General features: G+C 37.3%; 15 protein-coding genes and 5 tRNA genes. All 20 read right to left on the bottom strand.

Annotation, left to right across the window (positions count from 1 at the left end; all coding sequences use genetic code 11):
* Positions 1–78: 78 nt before the first annotated feature.
* The gene (gene rpoB, locus G525_RS0100995) at positions 79–3,891 is read right to left on the bottom strand and encodes a DNA-directed RNA polymerase subunit beta (RefSeq protein ID WP_027124474.1); all 3,813 of its coding nucleotides are present in this window, start codon (positions 3,889–3,891) and stop codon (positions 79–81) included.
* Positions 3,892–4,104: 213 nt separating this feature from the next.
* Positions 4,105–4,479: a 50S ribosomal protein L7/L12 gene (gene rplL, locus G525_RS0100990; protein WP_027124473.1), complete on the bottom strand. Its 375-nt coding sequence runs from the start codon at positions 4,477–4,479 to the stop codon at positions 4,105–4,107.
* Positions 4,480–4,538: 59 nt separating this feature from the next.
* Positions 4,539–5,060, bottom strand: a complete 522-nt coding sequence (gene rplJ, locus G525_RS0100985) for a 50S ribosomal protein L10 (protein WP_027124472.1) — start codon at positions 5,058–5,060, stop codon at positions 4,539–4,541.
* 18 nt (positions 5,061–5,078) lie between these two features.
* Positions 5,079–5,768, bottom strand: a complete 690-nt coding sequence (rplA, locus tag G525_RS0100980) for a 50S ribosomal protein L1 (protein WP_027124471.1) — start codon at positions 5,766–5,768, stop codon at positions 5,079–5,081.
* A 12-nt stretch (positions 5,769–5,780) separates the two neighbouring features.
* On the bottom strand, positions 5,781–6,218 hold the full coding sequence (rplK, locus tag G525_RS0100975; protein ID WP_027124470.1) for a 50S ribosomal protein L11: 438 nt from the start codon (positions 6,216–6,218) through the stop codon (positions 5,781–5,783).
* A gap of 68 nt (positions 6,219–6,286) precedes the next feature.
* A complete protein-coding gene (nusG, locus tag G525_RS0100970) occupies positions 6,287–6,844 on the bottom strand; it encodes a transcription termination/antitermination protein NusG (protein WP_027124469.1) in 558 nt (185 codons plus the stop codon).
* A gap of 14 nt (positions 6,845–6,858) precedes the next feature.
* Positions 6,859–7,053, bottom strand: coding sequence for a preprotein translocase subunit SecE (secE, locus tag G525_RS0100965; RefSeq protein WP_027124468.1), 195 nt, complete (start codon positions 7,051–7,053; stop codon positions 6,859–6,861).
* Positions 7,054–7,153: 100 nt separating this feature from the next.
* A tRNA-Trp gene (locus G525_RS0100960) sits at positions 7,154–7,226 on the bottom strand.
* A 62-nt stretch (positions 7,227–7,288) separates the two neighbouring features.
* Positions 7,289–8,476 (bottom strand): elongation factor Tu, encoded by a 1,188-nt coding sequence (tuf, locus tag G525_RS0100955; protein ID WP_027124467.1) that lies wholly within the window; start codon positions 8,474–8,476, stop codon positions 7,289–7,291.
* A gap of 66 nt (positions 8,477–8,542) precedes the next feature.
* Positions 8,543–8,614, bottom strand: a tRNA-Thr gene (locus G525_RS0100950).
* Between the two features lie 200 nt (positions 8,615–8,814).
* Positions 8,815–8,887: transfer RNA gene (locus G525_RS0100945), tRNA-Gly, on the bottom strand.
* Positions 8,888–9,120: 233 nt separating this feature from the next.
* Positions 9,121–9,202 (bottom strand) — tRNA-Tyr (locus G525_RS0100940).
* A 66-nt stretch (positions 9,203–9,268) separates the two neighbouring features.
* Positions 9,269–9,342 (bottom strand) — tRNA-Thr (locus G525_RS0100935).
* Positions 9,343–9,443: 101 nt separating this feature from the next.
* Complete coding sequence (gene hpf / locus G525_RS0100930) at positions 9,444–9,746, bottom strand: ribosome hibernation-promoting factor, HPF/YfiA family (RefSeq protein WP_027124466.1); 303 nt, start codon at positions 9,744–9,746, stop codon at positions 9,444–9,446.
* Between the two features lie 71 nt (positions 9,747–9,817).
* Positions 9,818–10,726 (bottom strand): tyrosine-type recombinase/integrase, encoded by a 909-nt coding sequence (locus tag G525_RS0100925; protein WP_027124465.1) that lies wholly within the window; start codon positions 10,724–10,726, stop codon positions 9,818–9,820.
* A 93-nt stretch (positions 10,727–10,819) separates the two neighbouring features.
* On the bottom strand, positions 10,820–11,014 hold the full coding sequence (gene rpsU / locus G525_RS0100920) for a 30S ribosomal protein S21 (RefSeq protein ID WP_027124464.1): 195 nt from the start codon (positions 11,012–11,014) through the stop codon (positions 10,820–10,822).
* A gap of 96 nt (positions 11,015–11,110) precedes the next feature.
* Positions 11,111–12,487, bottom strand: a complete 1,377-nt coding sequence (locus G525_RS0100915; protein ID WP_245577706.1) for a carboxypeptidase-like regulatory domain-containing protein — start codon at positions 12,485–12,487, stop codon at positions 11,111–11,113.
* A 318-nt stretch (positions 12,488–12,805) separates the two neighbouring features.
* Positions 12,806–13,972 (bottom strand): acyl-CoA dehydrogenase family protein, encoded by a 1,167-nt coding sequence (locus G525_RS0100910; protein WP_027124462.1) that lies wholly within the window; start codon positions 13,970–13,972, stop codon positions 12,806–12,808.
* 17 nt (positions 13,973–13,989) lie between these two features.
* Positions 13,990–14,865: a ComEA family DNA-binding protein gene (locus G525_RS0100905; RefSeq protein WP_027124461.1), complete on the bottom strand. Its 876-nt coding sequence runs from the start codon at positions 14,863–14,865 to the stop codon at positions 13,990–13,992.
* An 8-nt stretch (positions 14,866–14,873) separates the two neighbouring features.
* On the bottom strand, positions 14,874–16,946 hold the full coding sequence (locus tag G525_RS0100900; protein ID WP_027124460.1) for an amino acid carrier protein: 2,073 nt from the start codon (positions 16,944–16,946) through the stop codon (positions 14,874–14,876).
* Positions 16,947–16,994 lie beyond the last annotated feature (48 nt).

The following is a 16,994-nucleotide window of genomic DNA, read 5'->3' as shown; positions in this document are numbered from 1 at the left end:
ACAAATTATAATTTAATTTTTATGATTGGGTAGAGACAGATTGTAATCTGTCTCTACATTGGAATAATTTCTAGGAAATTATTCCTCCAATCTAATATCCAATCCCAATCCTTTCAATTCGTGCATCAACACGTTGAAAGATTCAGGAAGTCCTGGTTCTGGCATTGGCTCTCCCTTAACGATAGCTTCGTAAGTTTTAGCTCTACCTATAACATCATCAGATTTTACTGTTAAGATCTCACGCAACGTTGCTGATGCGCCATAAGCCTCAAGTGCCCATACCTCCATCTCACCAAAACGCTGACCACCAAATTGAGCTTTACCACCCAATGGTTGTTGTGTAATCAATGAGTAAGGTCCGATAGAACGTGAGTGCATCTTATCATCCACCATATGTCCTAGTTTCAACATATAAATGACTCCAACAGTTGCAGGTTGATCAAAACGATCTCCTGTACCACCATCATATAAGTATGTATGTCCGAAACGTGGAATACCAGCTTCATCAGTCAATTCGTTGATTTGGTCCAATGTGGCACCATCAAAGATTGGTGTTGCATAGGTACGTCCTAATTTCTGACCAGCCCATCCAAGAACAGTTTCATAAATTTGACCAATATTCATACGAGAAGGTACACCAAGTGGATTCAGTACGATATCTACAGGAGTTCCATCTTCTAAGAATGGCATATCTTCCTGACGAACGATACGTGCAACAATACCTTTGTTACCGTGACGACCCGCCATTTTATCACCAACTTTCAGTTTACGTTTTTTAGCAACATAAACCTTAGCCAATTTGATAATGCCTGCAGGCAACTCATCCCCTACTGAAATGGTAAACTTCTCACGACGCAACGAGCCTTGAAGGTCGTTTTCCTTAATCTTATAATTATGGATCAAATCCGCAACTAAAACATTGGTTGCATCATCAGTGGTCCAAGTTCCTGAAGTTAAATGCGCGTAATCATCTACAGAGTTCAACATCTTCAAGGTATATTTTTTACCTTTTGGAATGATTTCCTCACCAAGATCATTAAAAATCCCTTGAGCTGTTTTTCCGTTTACGATTGTGAATAGTTTATCGATTAAAATTGCTTTCAATTCATCAAACTTTCTATAGTAAACAGATTCCAAGGCATCAATATCCTCTTTATCCTTAGCGCGCTTACGCTTATCCTTTACCGCTCTTGAGAACAGTTTTTTCTCAATTACCACGCCGTGCAATGATGGAGACGCTTTCAATGACGCATCTTTTACATCTCCCGCTTTATCACCAAAAATCGCTCTTAACAACTTTTCTTCCGGTGTTGGATCTGATTCACCTTTAGGCGTAATCTTACCAATTAAGATATCACCAGGTTTAATTTCAGCACCTATACGAATCATACCATTTTCATCCAAGTCTTTAGTAGCATCTTCAGAAACGTTTGGAATATCATTGGTCAATTCTTCATTACCTAATTTGGTATCACGAACTTCTAATGAATACTCATCAATATGGATGGACGTAAAAATATCATCACGCACAACTTTTTCAGAAATAACGATAGCATCCTCAAAGTTGTAACCCTTCCATGGCATAAACGCCACTTTCATATTACGCCCAAGAGCAAGCTCTCCTTTTTGAGTTGCATAGCCTTCACAAAGTACTTGTCCCTTTTTAACTTTATCACCTTTAGTAACAATAGGTTTTAAGTTAATGGACGTCCCTTGGTTGGTTTTTCTGAATTTCACCAACGGATAAGTTTTGGTGTCACTTTCAAAGCTCACCATGGCCTCTTCCTCAGTACGTTCATATTTGATTGTAATTTCGTTGGCATCAACGTACTCAACAGTACCAGCACCTTCGGCATTAATCAATACTCTCGAATCTGAAGCTACTTGACGCTCTAAACCAGTACCTACAATTGGTGCATCTACACGCAATAATGGAACTGCCTGACGCATCATGTTAGATCCCATCAAGGCTCTATTGGCATCATCATGTTCTAAGAAAGGAATCAAGGATGCTGAAATAGAAGCCACTTGGTTAGGAGCAACATCCGTATAATTGGCCGTTGCCGGATCAATTACAGGGAAATCTCCTTCCTGACGTGCAATAATCTTATCTTCAATGATTTTTCCGTTGTCATCAACCTTAATATTTGCCTGAGCAATCAACATATCCTCTTCTTCCTCAGCACTTAAATAGGTGGGTATATTTTTAATGTCCACAACACCATCCGTAATCTTACGATAAGGTGTTTCAATGAAGCCCATTCCGTTTACTTTCGCAAAGACAGAAAGCGAAGAAATCAAACCAATGTTTGGCCCCTCTGGAGTTTCAATAGGACATAATCGGCCGTAATGTGTATAGTGAACGTCACGCACTTCGAAACCTGCACGCTCTCTAGATAAACCTCCAGGTCCTAATGCTGATAAACGACGCTTGTGTGTAATCTCAGCCAATGGATTTGTTTGATCCATAAATTGAGATAGCTGATTTGTTCCAAAGAAAGAGTTGATCACGGAAGACAAGGTCTTAGCGTTAATCAAATCAATTGGTGTAAACACCTCATTGTCACGAACGTTCATACGCTCACGAATAGTACGTGCCATACGGGCCAAACCAACACCAAACTGTTGTGATAACTGCTCACCTACCGTACGCACACGACGGTTAGAAAGGTGGTCAATATCATCAATCTCAGCTTTAGAGTTGATCAGCTCGATCAAATATTTAATAATGGTAATGATATCTAATTTGGTAAGCACTTGCTTATCCATTCCAATATCAAGACCTAATTTTTTATTCATTCTATAACGGCCTACTTCACCTAAAGAGTAACGTTGGTCAGAGAAGAATAATTTGTCAATAATACCGCGCGCAGTTTCCTCATCTGGCGGCTCTGCGTTTCTTAATTGACGGTAAATATGTTCAACAGCTTCTTTTTCCGAGTTTGTCGGGTCTTTTTGAAGCGTGTTATGTATAATTGCGTAATCTCCCTGCTGCGCGCTTTCTTTGTGTAAAAGCACAGTTTTTGCATCTGCTTCAAGGATTTCCTCAATATTATCTTTATCTAAAACCGTATCACGATCAAGCACAATCTCGTTACGCTCAATGGATACCACTTCACCTGTATCTTCATCAACAAAATCTTCATGCCATGTGTTCAATACACGTGCAGCCAATTTACGACCAATGATTTTCTTAAGACCAGACTTAGATACTTTTACCTCTTCTGCAAGGTCAAAAATTTCAAGAATATCTTTATCACGTTCAAAACCTATAGCTCTGAACAAGGTCGTAACAGGTAATTTTTTCTTTCTATCAATATAAGCGTACATAACGCTATTGATATCTGTAGCAAATTCAATCCAAGAACCTTTAAAAGGAATGACTCGGGCAGAATAGAGCTTAGTTCCATTTGCATGGAAGGATTGACTGAAGAAAACTCCTGGAGATCTGTGTAATTGTGAAACGACAACACGCTCAGCACCATTAATACAAAAGGTTCCACTTGGCGTCATGTAAGGAATTGTACCTAGATACACATCCTGAACGATAGTTTCGAAATCCTCATGTTCAGGGTCTGTACAATACAATTTCAAACGTGCTTTAAGGGGCACACTGTATGTTAATCCTCTTTCAATACATTCTTCAATTGAATATCTTGGTGGGTCAATGAAATAATCCAAAAACTCCAAAACAAATTGATTGCGAGTGTCGGTAATTGGGAAGTTTTCCATGAAGGTATTGTAGAGACCTTCATTCCCTCTTTCTTCAGATTTAGTCTCTAATTGGAAAAAATCCTGGAAGGATTTTATTTGGATATCCAAAAAGTCAGGATAATCCGTTCTATTTACAATAGAAGAGAAATTTAATCTTTCAGCTTTTTGTGCTAACATCGATGAACGAGATTTTGATTAAAAAAATAGTTGTTTTTTTATGTACATCTAACCTGATTTTTTCATTGCGATTCAATGGTCAGATTGAATTCGCCCATTACAATCATGTCAACCGGCATAATTTTGAATGGTTCATTTAATATACACAAAAGGGTTTAGGTCATTCCGAACAATACGGAAGACCTAAACCAAAATTTGTTGTTTGGGCTAAGCTTATTTAAGCTCAACTTCTGCTCCAGCGTCTTCTAATTGACCTTTTAAAGCTTCTGCTTCATCTTTAGAAACACCTTCTTTAATGTTGCTAGGTGCATTATCAACTAATTCTTTAGCTTCTTTCAAACCTAAACCAGTTAATTCTTTTACCAATTTAACAACTGCCAATTTAGAGGCACCTGCCGCTTTAAGAACTACGTCAAATTCTGACTGCTCTTCAGCCGCTTCAGCAGCACCACCGCCACCTGCAGCAACTGCAACAGCAGCAGCAGCTGGTTCGATACCATACTCATCTTTTAATATTGTAGCTAATTCGTTAACTTCTTTTACTGTTAAATTAACTAATTGTTCTGCGAATTCTTTTAAATCTGCCATTTTCTATCGTTTTAATAATTTTAATAAAATATAATTTGTTTAAGTGCGTACTAAGTTGATTATCCTTCTTTTTCGGATAATGTTTTAAGGATTCCTGCAAGTTTACCACCGCTAGATTTAAGAGCTGAAATAACGTTCTTAGCAGGAGATTGTAACAACCCTACGATATCGCCAATTAACTCTTCTCTTGACTTGATGTCCACAAGTGCATCCAATTGCTCATCACCAATGTAGATCGCCTCTTCAATAAAAGCTCCTTTAAGCAAAGGCTTATCAGATTTTTTACGGAATTCTTTGATTACCTTAGCTGGAGCATTTCCAGTTTCAGAATACATTACTGAAGTATTTCCTTTTAAAGTCATTGGAAGGTCTCCAAAGTCTTTATCAGAAGCAGCCATAGCCTTTTCCAACAATGTATTTTTTACGACGGCCATTTTAATGTTTGCCTTAAAACAGGCACGACGTAAATTTGAAGTGTTTCCTGCGTTTAATCCAGATATATCTGTTAGATAGATATGTGTATTCTCCGCTAATTGAGCAGTCAACTCTTCAATAACTTTTGATTTTTCTTCTCTTGTCATAATGTTAAAGTTTAACTACTAACCTATTTTAGTATCAATTGATATACTTGGACTCATGGTACTAGACATAAAGATGCTCTTTACGTACACACCTTTAGCTGCAACAGGTTTCATTTTAATTAAAGTTGTTAGAAGCTCGTTTGCGTTATCCATTAATTTGTCAGCAGTAAATGATGCTTTTCCAATTGGTGCATGTACGATTCCCGTTTTATCAACTCTAAAGTCAATTTTACCAGCTTTTACTTCTGCAACTGCTTTAGCCACATCCATAGTTACTGTTCCTGTTTTAGGATTTGGCATTAAGCCTCTCGGACCTAATACTCTACCTAAAGGACCTAATTTACCCATGATTGAAGGCATGGTAACGATAACGTCAACATCTGTCCAACCATTTTTGATTTTCTCAAGGTATTCATCCAATCCTACATAATCAGCACCTGCATCTTTAGCTTCCAGCTCTTTGTCAGGTGTCACCAATGCAAGAACTTTCATGTCCTTTCCAGTTCCGTGAGGTAAAGAAACGACACCTCTTACCATTTGGTTTGCTTTACGAGGATCTACTCCCAGTCTTACAGCGATATCCACCGAAGCATCAAATTTTGTATAGGTAATTTCTTTCAATAAAGCCGTAGCTTCTTCAAGAGAATAAAGTTTGTTTTTGTCAACTTTAGCCCTTGCCTCTTTTTGTTTTTTTGTTATTCTCGCCATTTCAGAAATGTTTTAATTAGGTTTTTTACCTGTTACAGTAATACCCATTGATCTTGCTGTTCCTGCAACCATGTCCATAGCTTTGTCAAAAGTAAATGCATTTAAATCTTGCATTTTGTCTTCAGCAATTGCTTTAACTTGATCCCAGGTCACTTTTGCTACCTTCTTTCTGTTCGGTTCTCCAGATCCTTTTTTTACTTTGGCCGCTTCCATTAATTGTACCGCAGCTGGTGGAGTCTTAATAACGAAATCAAACGATTTATCCTTGAACACAGAAATCACAACAGGTAATACTTTACCGGCCTTATCTTGAGTTCTAGCATTAAATTGCTTACAGAATTCCATGATATTAACTCCAGCAGCTCCTAAAGCGGGTCCTACCGGTGGCGATGGATTCGCTGCACCTCCCCGAACTTGTAGCTTAACTACTTTACTTAATTCTTTTGCCATTTTTAAAATTTTAGTTGTACGTCTTTCCATTGGAAGCCAAAAGACATACGATCTATTTGTAACAATTATTAAACTTTTTCAACTTGCATATAACTCAATTCTAATGGCGTTTTTCTACCGAAAATCTTCACCATCACTTCAAGTTTACGCTTTTCTTCATTTATGTTTTCGATTGTTCCATCAAAACCATTGAAAGGTCCATCGATTACTTTAACAGTTTCTCCTTTAGTGAATGGAATAGCAACATTAGAATCAGCATCTACAGTCAATTCATCTACTTTTCCTAACATTCTGTTTACTTCAGATTGTCTCAAAGGCACAGGATCTCCGCCTTTTGTTTCCCCTAAAAATCCAATTACATTTGTAATCGATTTTATAATATGAGGGATCTCACCGGTTAAATTGGCTTGAATCATAATGTAACCTGGAAAATAAACTTTCTCTTTATTGATTTTTTTCCCGTTACGGATTTGAATTACTTTTTCAGTAGGCACCAAAACCTGATCTACATAATCCTGAAGACCCAATCGGGCAATTTCATTCTCGATATAAGTTTTGATCTTGTTCTCTTGACCGCTAACGGCCCTTACAACATACCATTTTTTATTTCCACTAATTTCAGACATCCTCTATTTTTATTTTACTTGATCCAGCTAAAATAAGCTTCGATAACTCCACTAAAAACAGTATCAACTCCCCAAATTGCTAATGCGAATATAATTGAGAAAACAGCCACCACTATGGTCAAACGCTGTGCTTCAGCCCATGTTGGCCAAGTCACATTGTTTTTTAATTCACCAAATGATTCTGAGATATAATTTACAAGTCCTGCCATTACAGTTGTGTTTATTTAAAAATTGAGAGTCTTAAATTGCACTCTCTTAATATGCTTTTATTTTTACTTCAAATTAAAAGTAAGCTTTCAAAGCGCTAAGCACGGGTTGAGAGACTCGAACTCACGACACCTGGTTTTGGAGACCAGTGCTCTACCAACTGAGCTAAACCCGTAAACACAATCAAGGCATCTTGAAAAAATCAAGACGCCTTAATTAATATTTAGTTCATTATAATTAAGCTAAGATTTCAGTTACCTGTCCTGCACCTACTGTACGTCCACCTTCACGGATAGCGAAACGAAGACCAACATTCATTGCAATTGGCTGAATAAGCTCTACTGTAATTGTCAAGTTGTCACCAGGCATAACCATTTCAACACCATCTGGCAACATAATGTTACCTGTTACGTCAGTTGTACGTACGTAAAACTGTGGACGGTAGTTATTATGGAATGGCGTATGACGACCACCTTCTTCTTTCTTAAGGATATAAACCTCTGCTTTAAATTTAGCGTGTGGTTTTACAGAACCTGGCTTAACGATAACCATTCCTCTAGTAATTTGAGTTTTCTCAATACCTCTTAATAAGATACCTGCGTTGTCTCCAGCTTCACCTCTATCAAGGATTTGACGGAACATCTCAATACCAGTAATAGTAGAAGTCAATTTCTCAGCTCCCATCCCGATGATTTCAACTGGATCTCCAGTTTTGGCAATACCAGTTTCGATACGACCTGTAGCAACAGTTCCACGACCAGTAATAGAGAAAACATCTTCAATAGGCATCAAGAAAGGCTTGTCCATATCACGAACTGGCTCTTCAATCCACGCATCAACTTCTTCCATTAATTTAAGAAGCGCATCTACCCATTTTTGCTCACCGTTAAGTGCGCCTAAAGCAGAACCTTGAATAACAGGACAGTTATCACCATCATACTCGTAGAATGACAATAAATCTCTAATTTCCATTTCAACTAGTTCCAATAACTCTTCGTCATCAACTAAGTCAACTTTATTCATGAATACAACAATTCTAGGAATACCAACTTGGCGACCTAAAAGGATGTGTTCACGTGTTTGTGGCATAGGACCATCTGTTGCAGCAACAACTAAGATAGCACCATCCATTTGAGCAGCACCAGTAACCATATTCTTTACGTAATCCGCGTGACCTGGACAGTCAACGTGAGCGTAGTGACGATTTGCTGTTGCATATTCTACGTGTGATGTATTGATTGTAATACCTCTTTCTTTTTCTTCTGGAGCGTTATCAATTTGATCAAATGATCTTGCTTCTGAAAAACCTGCATCAGCTAATACTTTAGTAATAGCTGCTGTCGTAGTTGTTTTACCGTGATCCACGTGTCCAATTGTACCTATGTTAAGGTGTGGTTTTGAACGATCGAAAGTTGCCTTTGCCATGTTTAATTTATTTTAATCTTAATTTATATTAGTGTTCAAAAATTTAATTTTGCTTATTCGAAAAAGAGCCAATGACGAGAATTGAACTCGTGACCTCTTCCTTACCAAGGAAACGCTCTACCCCTGAGCTACACCGGCGTTTGAGTTTGGTGGTTTCAGGTTCCTGATTTCAAGTTCGAAAAGTTGTAACAAGAAACTTGAAAACTTACCCAGAATAGTACATCACATTTTTCATTATGATAAGCGCTATTCTTTGAGGGGATATCAAACCTTTCGGTATGATGACAATCCTCTATTAAGTGGTTCATCACGCCTTTTGGCATGATGAACAACTTTAGAGCGGGAGACCGGGTTCGAACCGGCGACATTCAGCTTGGAAGGCTGACGCTCTACCAACTGAGCTACTCCCGCAATTTTTTTTGGATATTTTAAAAATAAAACTCCAAATTCCAATATTCAATGAACGCTTTCAAACTTTATGTCCAAATTATATTGGGTTTTTAAGTTTGAGATTCCTGCCTTCGCAGGAATTTGTGGATTACCTCCCGTTGGTCGGTGATCCGCAAGGGTGACCCCTTACTAAAACTTTTAAAACGCAGCTTCACAAAAGCGAGCTTTTAACAACTGCTTATTTAAAAGTTTTGTGGGGAGAGCAGGATTCGAACCTGCGAAGACGTAGTCAGCAGATTTACAGTCTGCCCTCGTTGGCCGCTTGAGTATCTCCCCAAAAACAATTCAAAATTTCAAGTTTTAAATTCCAAATCCCAATAATTGGAAGTTGATCTTTAAAAGAGCCGATAGAGGGACTCGAACCCACGACCTGCTGATTACAAATCAGCTGCTCTAGCCAGCTGAGCTACATCGGCTTTTTACGATATTTTCCTTCAATAAAAAAGCCCGCTATTTCTAACGGACTGCAAATGTATAGAATTATTTATTTATTCAAAACATTTTTTGATTATTTTTTTTAAATATGTGATCTTAATTTTTCTTTTCTCTTCTTCAACTGTCTTTCTAGAGATGAAACTGCCATATCTGCACCCTCTTCAAAGGTCTTACATTGCTTCTTCACTACAAAGCTATCTCCAGGAACACTAACCCTAGCTTCAAATATCTTATTCTCTTTATCACTGGTGTTTTCAACTTTGAGATAAACATCAGATTGGATGACCTTATCATAAAACAAATCTAATTTATCCATCCTCTTCTGAATGAATTCAATCAATTTCTTGTCGGCGGTAAAGTTAACGGATTGTGTGTTTACTTTCATCTGTTTGGTTTTTAATAAATTAAGAGCATAAAACTACTTGAATTTTATGCTTTCATTTGGTTAGACACTAGTTAATCATTTTTACTTCTTGGATGGGCATTGGCATACACTTTTTTTAATTCGGCTATACTATTATGGGTATATACCTGAGTAGCTGCCAAGCTAGAATGCCCTAACAATTCTTTAACAGCATTTAAATCAGCTCCTTCATTAAGCAAATGAGTCGCAAATGAGTGCCTCAATATATGCGGACTCCTTTTTACTTTGTGAGAAGCTTTACTAAAATACTCATTTATAATTCTGTAAACAAGCGTTTCATAAATTTTTAACCCTTTCTTAGTCAAAAACAAATGTTCCTCATCTTCTACAGTTTCCAATTCATTTCGTAATTGCAAATAATTGTTTGCAGTAAGCACTACTGTATCAATTAACGGAACAAAACGCTCTTTATTTCGCTTACCAAGAACCTTTAGCGTTTTGTTGTTTAAGTCGATATCTTTCAACTTAATTTGAATAAGTTCTATCCGTCTGATACCCGTAGCATAAAACAGCTCAACTATAAGCCGGTTTCTTAGTCCTTCAAAGTCAGTTTCTTCCTCTAGAATTTGAATAACGGTTTCCATTTCCTGTTGAGAAAATGGAATTTGAACTTTCTTATCTGTTTTTAAAGCTTGATGTTTTGACAACGGATTAGATTGCATACGTTCCGTTTTGATCAAAAATTTAAAATAAGAGTTCAGTGATGAGATTTTGCGATTGATACTTCTGTTCGAAATTTTTTGCTCCACCAAGGAAACAATCCAACTTCGTATTTGAGAATAATTGACATCGTGCATGGTTTTTGATCCATATTCTTGATTAAAAAACTCCAAACAACTGACAAGATCTGTAAGATAAGCCTTGACGGTCAGCTCAGAATAGTTTTTCTCATGGAGTAGATACTCAGAAAAAGCTGAAAATTGTGATTTTACTCTGGTCATTGATGAACCTGGATTGATTTGGTTCTTTAAATATAGGGCAAAAAAAATTCCTGCACTTGCAGGAATCTCTTTTATTTGAATTCAATAAAACGTTTACACATTTTCTTGATCTCTTAGACGTTGAATATATTGTGCTTTCTGATGCGCAGTTCTATTGAGAACTGAAGGCTTTTCAAATTGCTTACGTGCTTGCAATTGACGCTTCGTACCAGTTTTATCAAACTTACGCTTGTAACGTTTTAACGCTCTATCTATATTTTCTCCTTCTTTAATTGGTATTATTAACATAGTGTCTTAACCTCCTCTCTTTTAGAATTTTCAGGCTGCAAATATAAAAACAAATTGATAATTTACAATTAAAAATTAAAAATTATTTGGCCGCACTTAATCCTTATATAAAGAGGATCTCTTGGTCAAATCCTGAATCAGCTTTTCATCTTCTTCACTTTCTAAGAGCGTATTGTAGTTTCTCCAAAATTCCTTATCATAAGGCTTTAGTGCAAAAATATCAGGATCCCAAGGCTTCTGGAGTGCCGTTTCAATTTTTTCAGGATCAAGAATGATTTCCGTAAACAACAATTCCTGAACTGTGTAGTAAAAGCGTTCATCGGTATTCCCGTCTGCAGGATTTACCTCTCCTGGTTTTGTTGGCTTATAACCCACATTTACCAACTTTGGAGTTTCATAATACATGTAATTAGGATACATTTTATCTTGATACTCCCTAAACGTCATGATCAACTTATGATTGATTTGCGTATCAAATAGCGTTTTGCTCCTACTCTTTTGCGCATTTGATGCAGCAACCAATTCATACTCCAATTTTTTAATAGCGTAATTGTCGTAATAGATGTATAACCAACCTTTGGCATGGTAGCCGTCATTGAAGATGCCTTTTGTTTCAAGGTTTATAAATTGATGACTTTCAGAGATTTCAATTTTATAAATCTTACGATCATCATCCACTAAAATTGTATCTAATCTGAATTGGTGCTTATCCAAGACATTCTCATCAAATAACGCACGATTATTACCAGCGTTTCTCAAGACATTGAGCTTGCTTTCAAATAAATTTTGAAGACCATTAATTCGCGTATCATTCCATTTGATAGCTTTTACCAACGACGATGTTTTTATGGTATCCCGCCTTAAATTTCTCGCTTTAAGATTTCCTCTGTTTGTTTTTTCTTTAAGATATGCCGTATACGTGAGTAAACTGTCGACATCTCGCAAGTCGTAACTTTTTCTTACTTGATCTACATTTATTTTTAGATTGGATGCCGCTGAAGACAAATAACTAGAGTCATAAACCGTAATAGCACTTTCAATCAGCCATTTAAATTCCCGACGATTGCGTTCCTTATGACGTAAAAACCCTTTTTGTAAATAAGGTGTTTCTGGCATATTCACAGACAGTTTCTCAAGAGCTTTTAATACAATATCATTACCTGTTTTAGGCCTGATTTCAGCAGTAAGGACAATCTCATCCAACGATGCGATATCCTCTTCCATATAAATTTCTTGAGTATTATCAAATTCACCCACTGGAATTTTAAAACTTTTAAATCCAATGGAGGAAATGACCAAAGTGTCCTTTTCAAATTGATTCGGAACCATGAGAACAAATTTACCATCAGCATTACTGACGGTTCCAATAGTCGTGTTTTGTACGTAAATGCTGGCACTTTCAATAGGCATTAAAGTGCTAAAGTCAGAGATTTTATTTTTTAGTTCCTTCTGTGCAGAAGCTGAAACACTCAAAAAGCAAATTGTTAACGTAAGTAGGCATTTGAAATAATTGACTTTCATATGTAAGTAGGTAGATTGGTTATATATCAAACTTATAATTTTGTCATGGATTCTCATTTAAGCCAATTTGGGGGATTTTGGATAAACAAGAATACACTTCATTGGATATTAGGTTTATAGTTTTATTAATAATCATCTTTGACATTATTTAATTAAACATTTGTCAAAATTGTGATCAAATTATTTAGATTGCAGGCTTATAGTCCTTTTTATCAATCACCATTTTAGCGCCATTGGAAACAATTTTCGCCAAAATGGTGATCAAATTATTTAGGTTGCAGGCTTATAGTCCTTTTTATCAATCACCATTTTAGCGATAATTTCTCTCAAAATCTCAGAAGTACCACCTCCTATGGGTCCTAATCTGCTATCTCGCAACATACGCGCCAAAGGATAATCCTCCATGTAACCATAACCACCTAAAAACTGAAGGCAGCCATAAATTACCTCATCCGCCATTTTGGTGGAGTGCAGTTTAGACATGGTGGCTTCCTTCACCACATACTCCCCTTTATTGAGTCGAAAAGCGACTGAATAATTGAATTCCTTACAGATTTCCATATCCGTATAAAAATCTGCTACCTTATGGCGTAAAGCTTGAAATTTATCAATGGTTCTGCCAAAAGCGGTTCGTTCTGACATGTACTGAACGGCATACTCCAAAGCAAATTCTGCTCTTGCATGAGAATTAATCCCCATAATCAACCTTTCCAGCGCGAAGTGTTGCATGATGTATGGAAAGCCTTTGCCTTCCTCGCCCATAAGTTGATAGGCAGGAATAGTAACATTATCAAAAGCAATTTCTCCAGTGTCTGAAGCTCGCCATCCCAATTTATCAAGTTTGGTGGCTGAGATGCCCGGTGTATCTCTGTCCATCACAAAAATACTCATTCCATTGTGTCCTGCCTCCGGATCGGTTTTTGCCGCAACTACCAAGTAATCACTATAAATCCCATTAGTGATAAAGGTTTTTGAACCATTAATCACATAGGTATTACCCTTCTTTATAGCAGTAGTACGCATTCCCGCAACGTCACTTCCGCCAAAAGGTTCCGTAATGCACAAACAGCCTATTTTATCTCCTGAAATACTTGGTGCTAAATATTTTTCTTTTATTTCATGACTTCCTTCTTTGTTGAGATGGGTCATGGCAAGATAAGCATGGGCCCACATGGCAGCTGCAAAACCAGCAGAATTGATTTTTTGCAATTCTTCAAGAAAAATTACAGTATAGAATAAGTCTAGGTTCATTCCGCCATAAGCTTCAGGGTAATTGATCCCAAAAAAGCCCATGTCACCAAATTTTTTCCAAATAAACCGTTCAATCGTCCCCGTCTTTTCCCATTTATCAATATGTGGAACCACTTCCTTTTTTAAAAAATCCTGTAAACTTTGTCTAAAAAGTTGATGTTCTTCTGTGAAGTACATGCTGTTCATATGTTTTCTTTTTTCATTTAATTAATGGTCAAATATAACTTAATTATCTCGAATTTTTGAATTGGAAACTTTTTAACACGCAACAACTCATCAAATGATTTGAAGCCGTCTCTTAGCGTTCTCTGCTCAATAATATAATGTGCGATCTCATAGTCAATATGCTGAATAGTGACCAGTTGATCTCTTGTTGCCGTATTTATATCTAACTTTTCGACGTGCCTTGGGGTCTTCACCGCGAAGTCATTGGTAAGACGCTCTATTACTTCGGGGGTTAATCCGTAGATATCCTGAAGTTGAATTTCGGAAATAAAACCACCTTTAAACTTGTTTCGATATTTGATTATATTATCTGACAGCTTTTCACCAATGCCGTTCACCTTTTGCAGTTCTTGGGCTGTGGCAGTATTTAAATCGTGTTTTTGAACATCCTTTTTTGGAGTTTTATTTTTAGAGTAATCTAGCTTAGCTTTTGGTTTTGATTCCGTGACCCATTCTGGAAATTTAAAAAAGGGTGCTAGCTGATTGAGCAATGAATCAGAAATTTTGGTCACATCTTGAAACTGTTTGGCTGAATTGACCCATTGATCTCGCGCTCTAAATTCCAATAATCGGTCAATTTCCTCTGTGGACATCCCAAGTGTATACCCCTTATAATCGGTGATGTAATTTGGATTGAACGGTAAAACTTTTGGTTTATTAGCCTCTACTTCCAAGCGCTTTAAGGAATCTATTTGATGCCTGAACTTTTCCAAAGCTTTTGTATCCGTTGGAATATCTTCAGAAGAAAAGTCAGCGAAGGCGTAAATACATTGAAAAACGACGATGAGAATAGCCAATAAAAAAATCCCATTCCGTTGACTGTTAGAAAACTTGAAATGGGATTTAAATGTCATCTTTTTTTCTATTTATGAGGCTCCTGCTTTCTGTAAAGCAGATTTGCCTTTAGTTTTTTAATATAAGAATCCAGATCGATTTTGACTTCTTTTGACATAATGTATAATCCAATAATATTTGGAAAGGACATCGCAAGAATCATCATATCTGAGAAATCCAATACAGCCCCCAAACTCACTGAAGCACCAATCACCACAAAAACTAAGAATAGCATTTTATAGATGAATTCGATTTTTTTACTTTTTCCAAATAAGTAAGTCCAAGCTCTCATTCCGTAATAGGACCAAGAAATCATGGTTGAAAATGCAAATAAGAAAACTGCCAATGCCAATACATAAGGGAACCAAGAGATTTGACTTCCAAAAGCATCCGAAGTCAATTGTGCACCTGCCATGCCTTCAACTTCATGCATTCCTGTAAAAATCAATACCAATGCGGTCAATGTACACACCACAACGGTGTCAATAAACGGTTCCAGCAAGGCTACAAAACCTTCTGACGGTGGATGGTTTGTTTTAGCGGTACTATGGGCTATTGCTGCAGATCCCACCCCAGCCTCATTTGAGAATGCCGCACGTTGGAAACCAATCACCAAAACCCCTATAACCCCACCTTTTAATGCAGTGGCACTAAAGGCACCATCATAGATAGCAGCAAATGCAGGCCCAACATTTTGAATGTTCATGATAATAACTGCCAATGCTGCAACTATATATATAGAAGCCATAATTGGCACTACCTTTCCTGTGACTTTGGCAATACTACTGATACCGCCAATAATAACTATTCCAACCAACACGGCGGTAACAATTCCAAACCAAAATCCGTGACCAGCCAAAACTGGAAATTGACCAGCCAATTGTTCAAAAGATTGGTTGGCCTGAAACATATTTCCTCCACCAAAAGAGGCGCCAACTGCTAAGACCGCAAATAAACCAGCAAGTACTTTACCAAGACCTTTCATTTGACGTTTTTCAAGTCCGTAGCGTAAATAATTCATCGGGCCACCAAACACACGTCCGTCGGGTAAGATATCTCTATATTTTACACCTAATGTACATTCCACAAATTTTGTGGACATTCCTAAAAGACCACAAACAATCATCCAAAAAGTGGCTCCTGCACCGCCCAATGAAATTGCCACCGCAACTCCAGCAATATTACCAAGACCAACAGTCCCTGAAACTGCTGTAGCCAAGGCTTGAAAATGGGTTACTTGACCAGGTGCATCAGGATCGTCGTATTTTCCACGAGCCAAATCAATCGCATGTCTAAAGCCTCTAAAGTTTATAAAGCCCATTCTTAAAGTAAAAAATAAAGCGCCCAATACCAACCATATTACAATAAATGGAATTGGTTTGGTTAGAGGATCTCCATTTGGATGCGTTAAGACCAATGGCTTATCATAAACAACTTGGCCGAAAAAATGCGCACCCTGTTCAATGACATGCTTTTTATTATCTGAATTATAAATTGTTTTTCCAGCGGCAGTAAGGTGTTTCAGTTCGCCACGGGCTGAAGCTTTTATAGTAATCTCCTTTCCTGTATTGTCCGTTATAATAGCAATGGGTGTGTCTTTGGATACTCTAGCGCCTTCTGGTTGGAGCCATTCCTTAAGAACATATTTATTGTCGATGTCATTTGTCCAATCTGGAATGCCTATTTGTTTGACATCCGCATATACCACAGGGTCATAAACACCTATTGCGGCAAATGGATCCCAAAATAAAATAGCCCCTAGGGCGGCAACTGCGGGAGTCATTGTTCCATTAAATACTTCTGTAATTGCTTGCGTCTTTACCGTATATACAACCGTTTTTGTGTCTCCAACGGCATCTGTTATGACCACAGTATAAGGTACTCCTTCAGTTAAGCCGACAGCCTCACTGGAGTTAGAAGGTGTGCTCTGATTGCTCCATCTATAAGTGTACGGCGCAACACCACCTGATGCAGTGACTTTTATAACCCCATCATTAATATTGTCAGTAGGGTTAATAGCTTCTCCTTTAACATCAAAATCTTGAGCGAAAAATAAAATTGGCAATAATGTACTAAATAGGGTAAGAAGACACTTCTTCATAGGTGGATTTTAGTTAGTTATTAATAATTGGTTAAAAAACACCACAAG

The organism is Gelidibacter mesophilus DSM 14095 (assembly GCF_000423005.1).
Classification (GTDB): domain Bacteria; phylum Bacteroidota; class Bacteroidia; order Flavobacteriales; family Flavobacteriaceae; genus Gelidibacter; species Gelidibacter mesophilus.
This window is presented reverse-complemented; position numbering and strand designations above follow the sequence as displayed.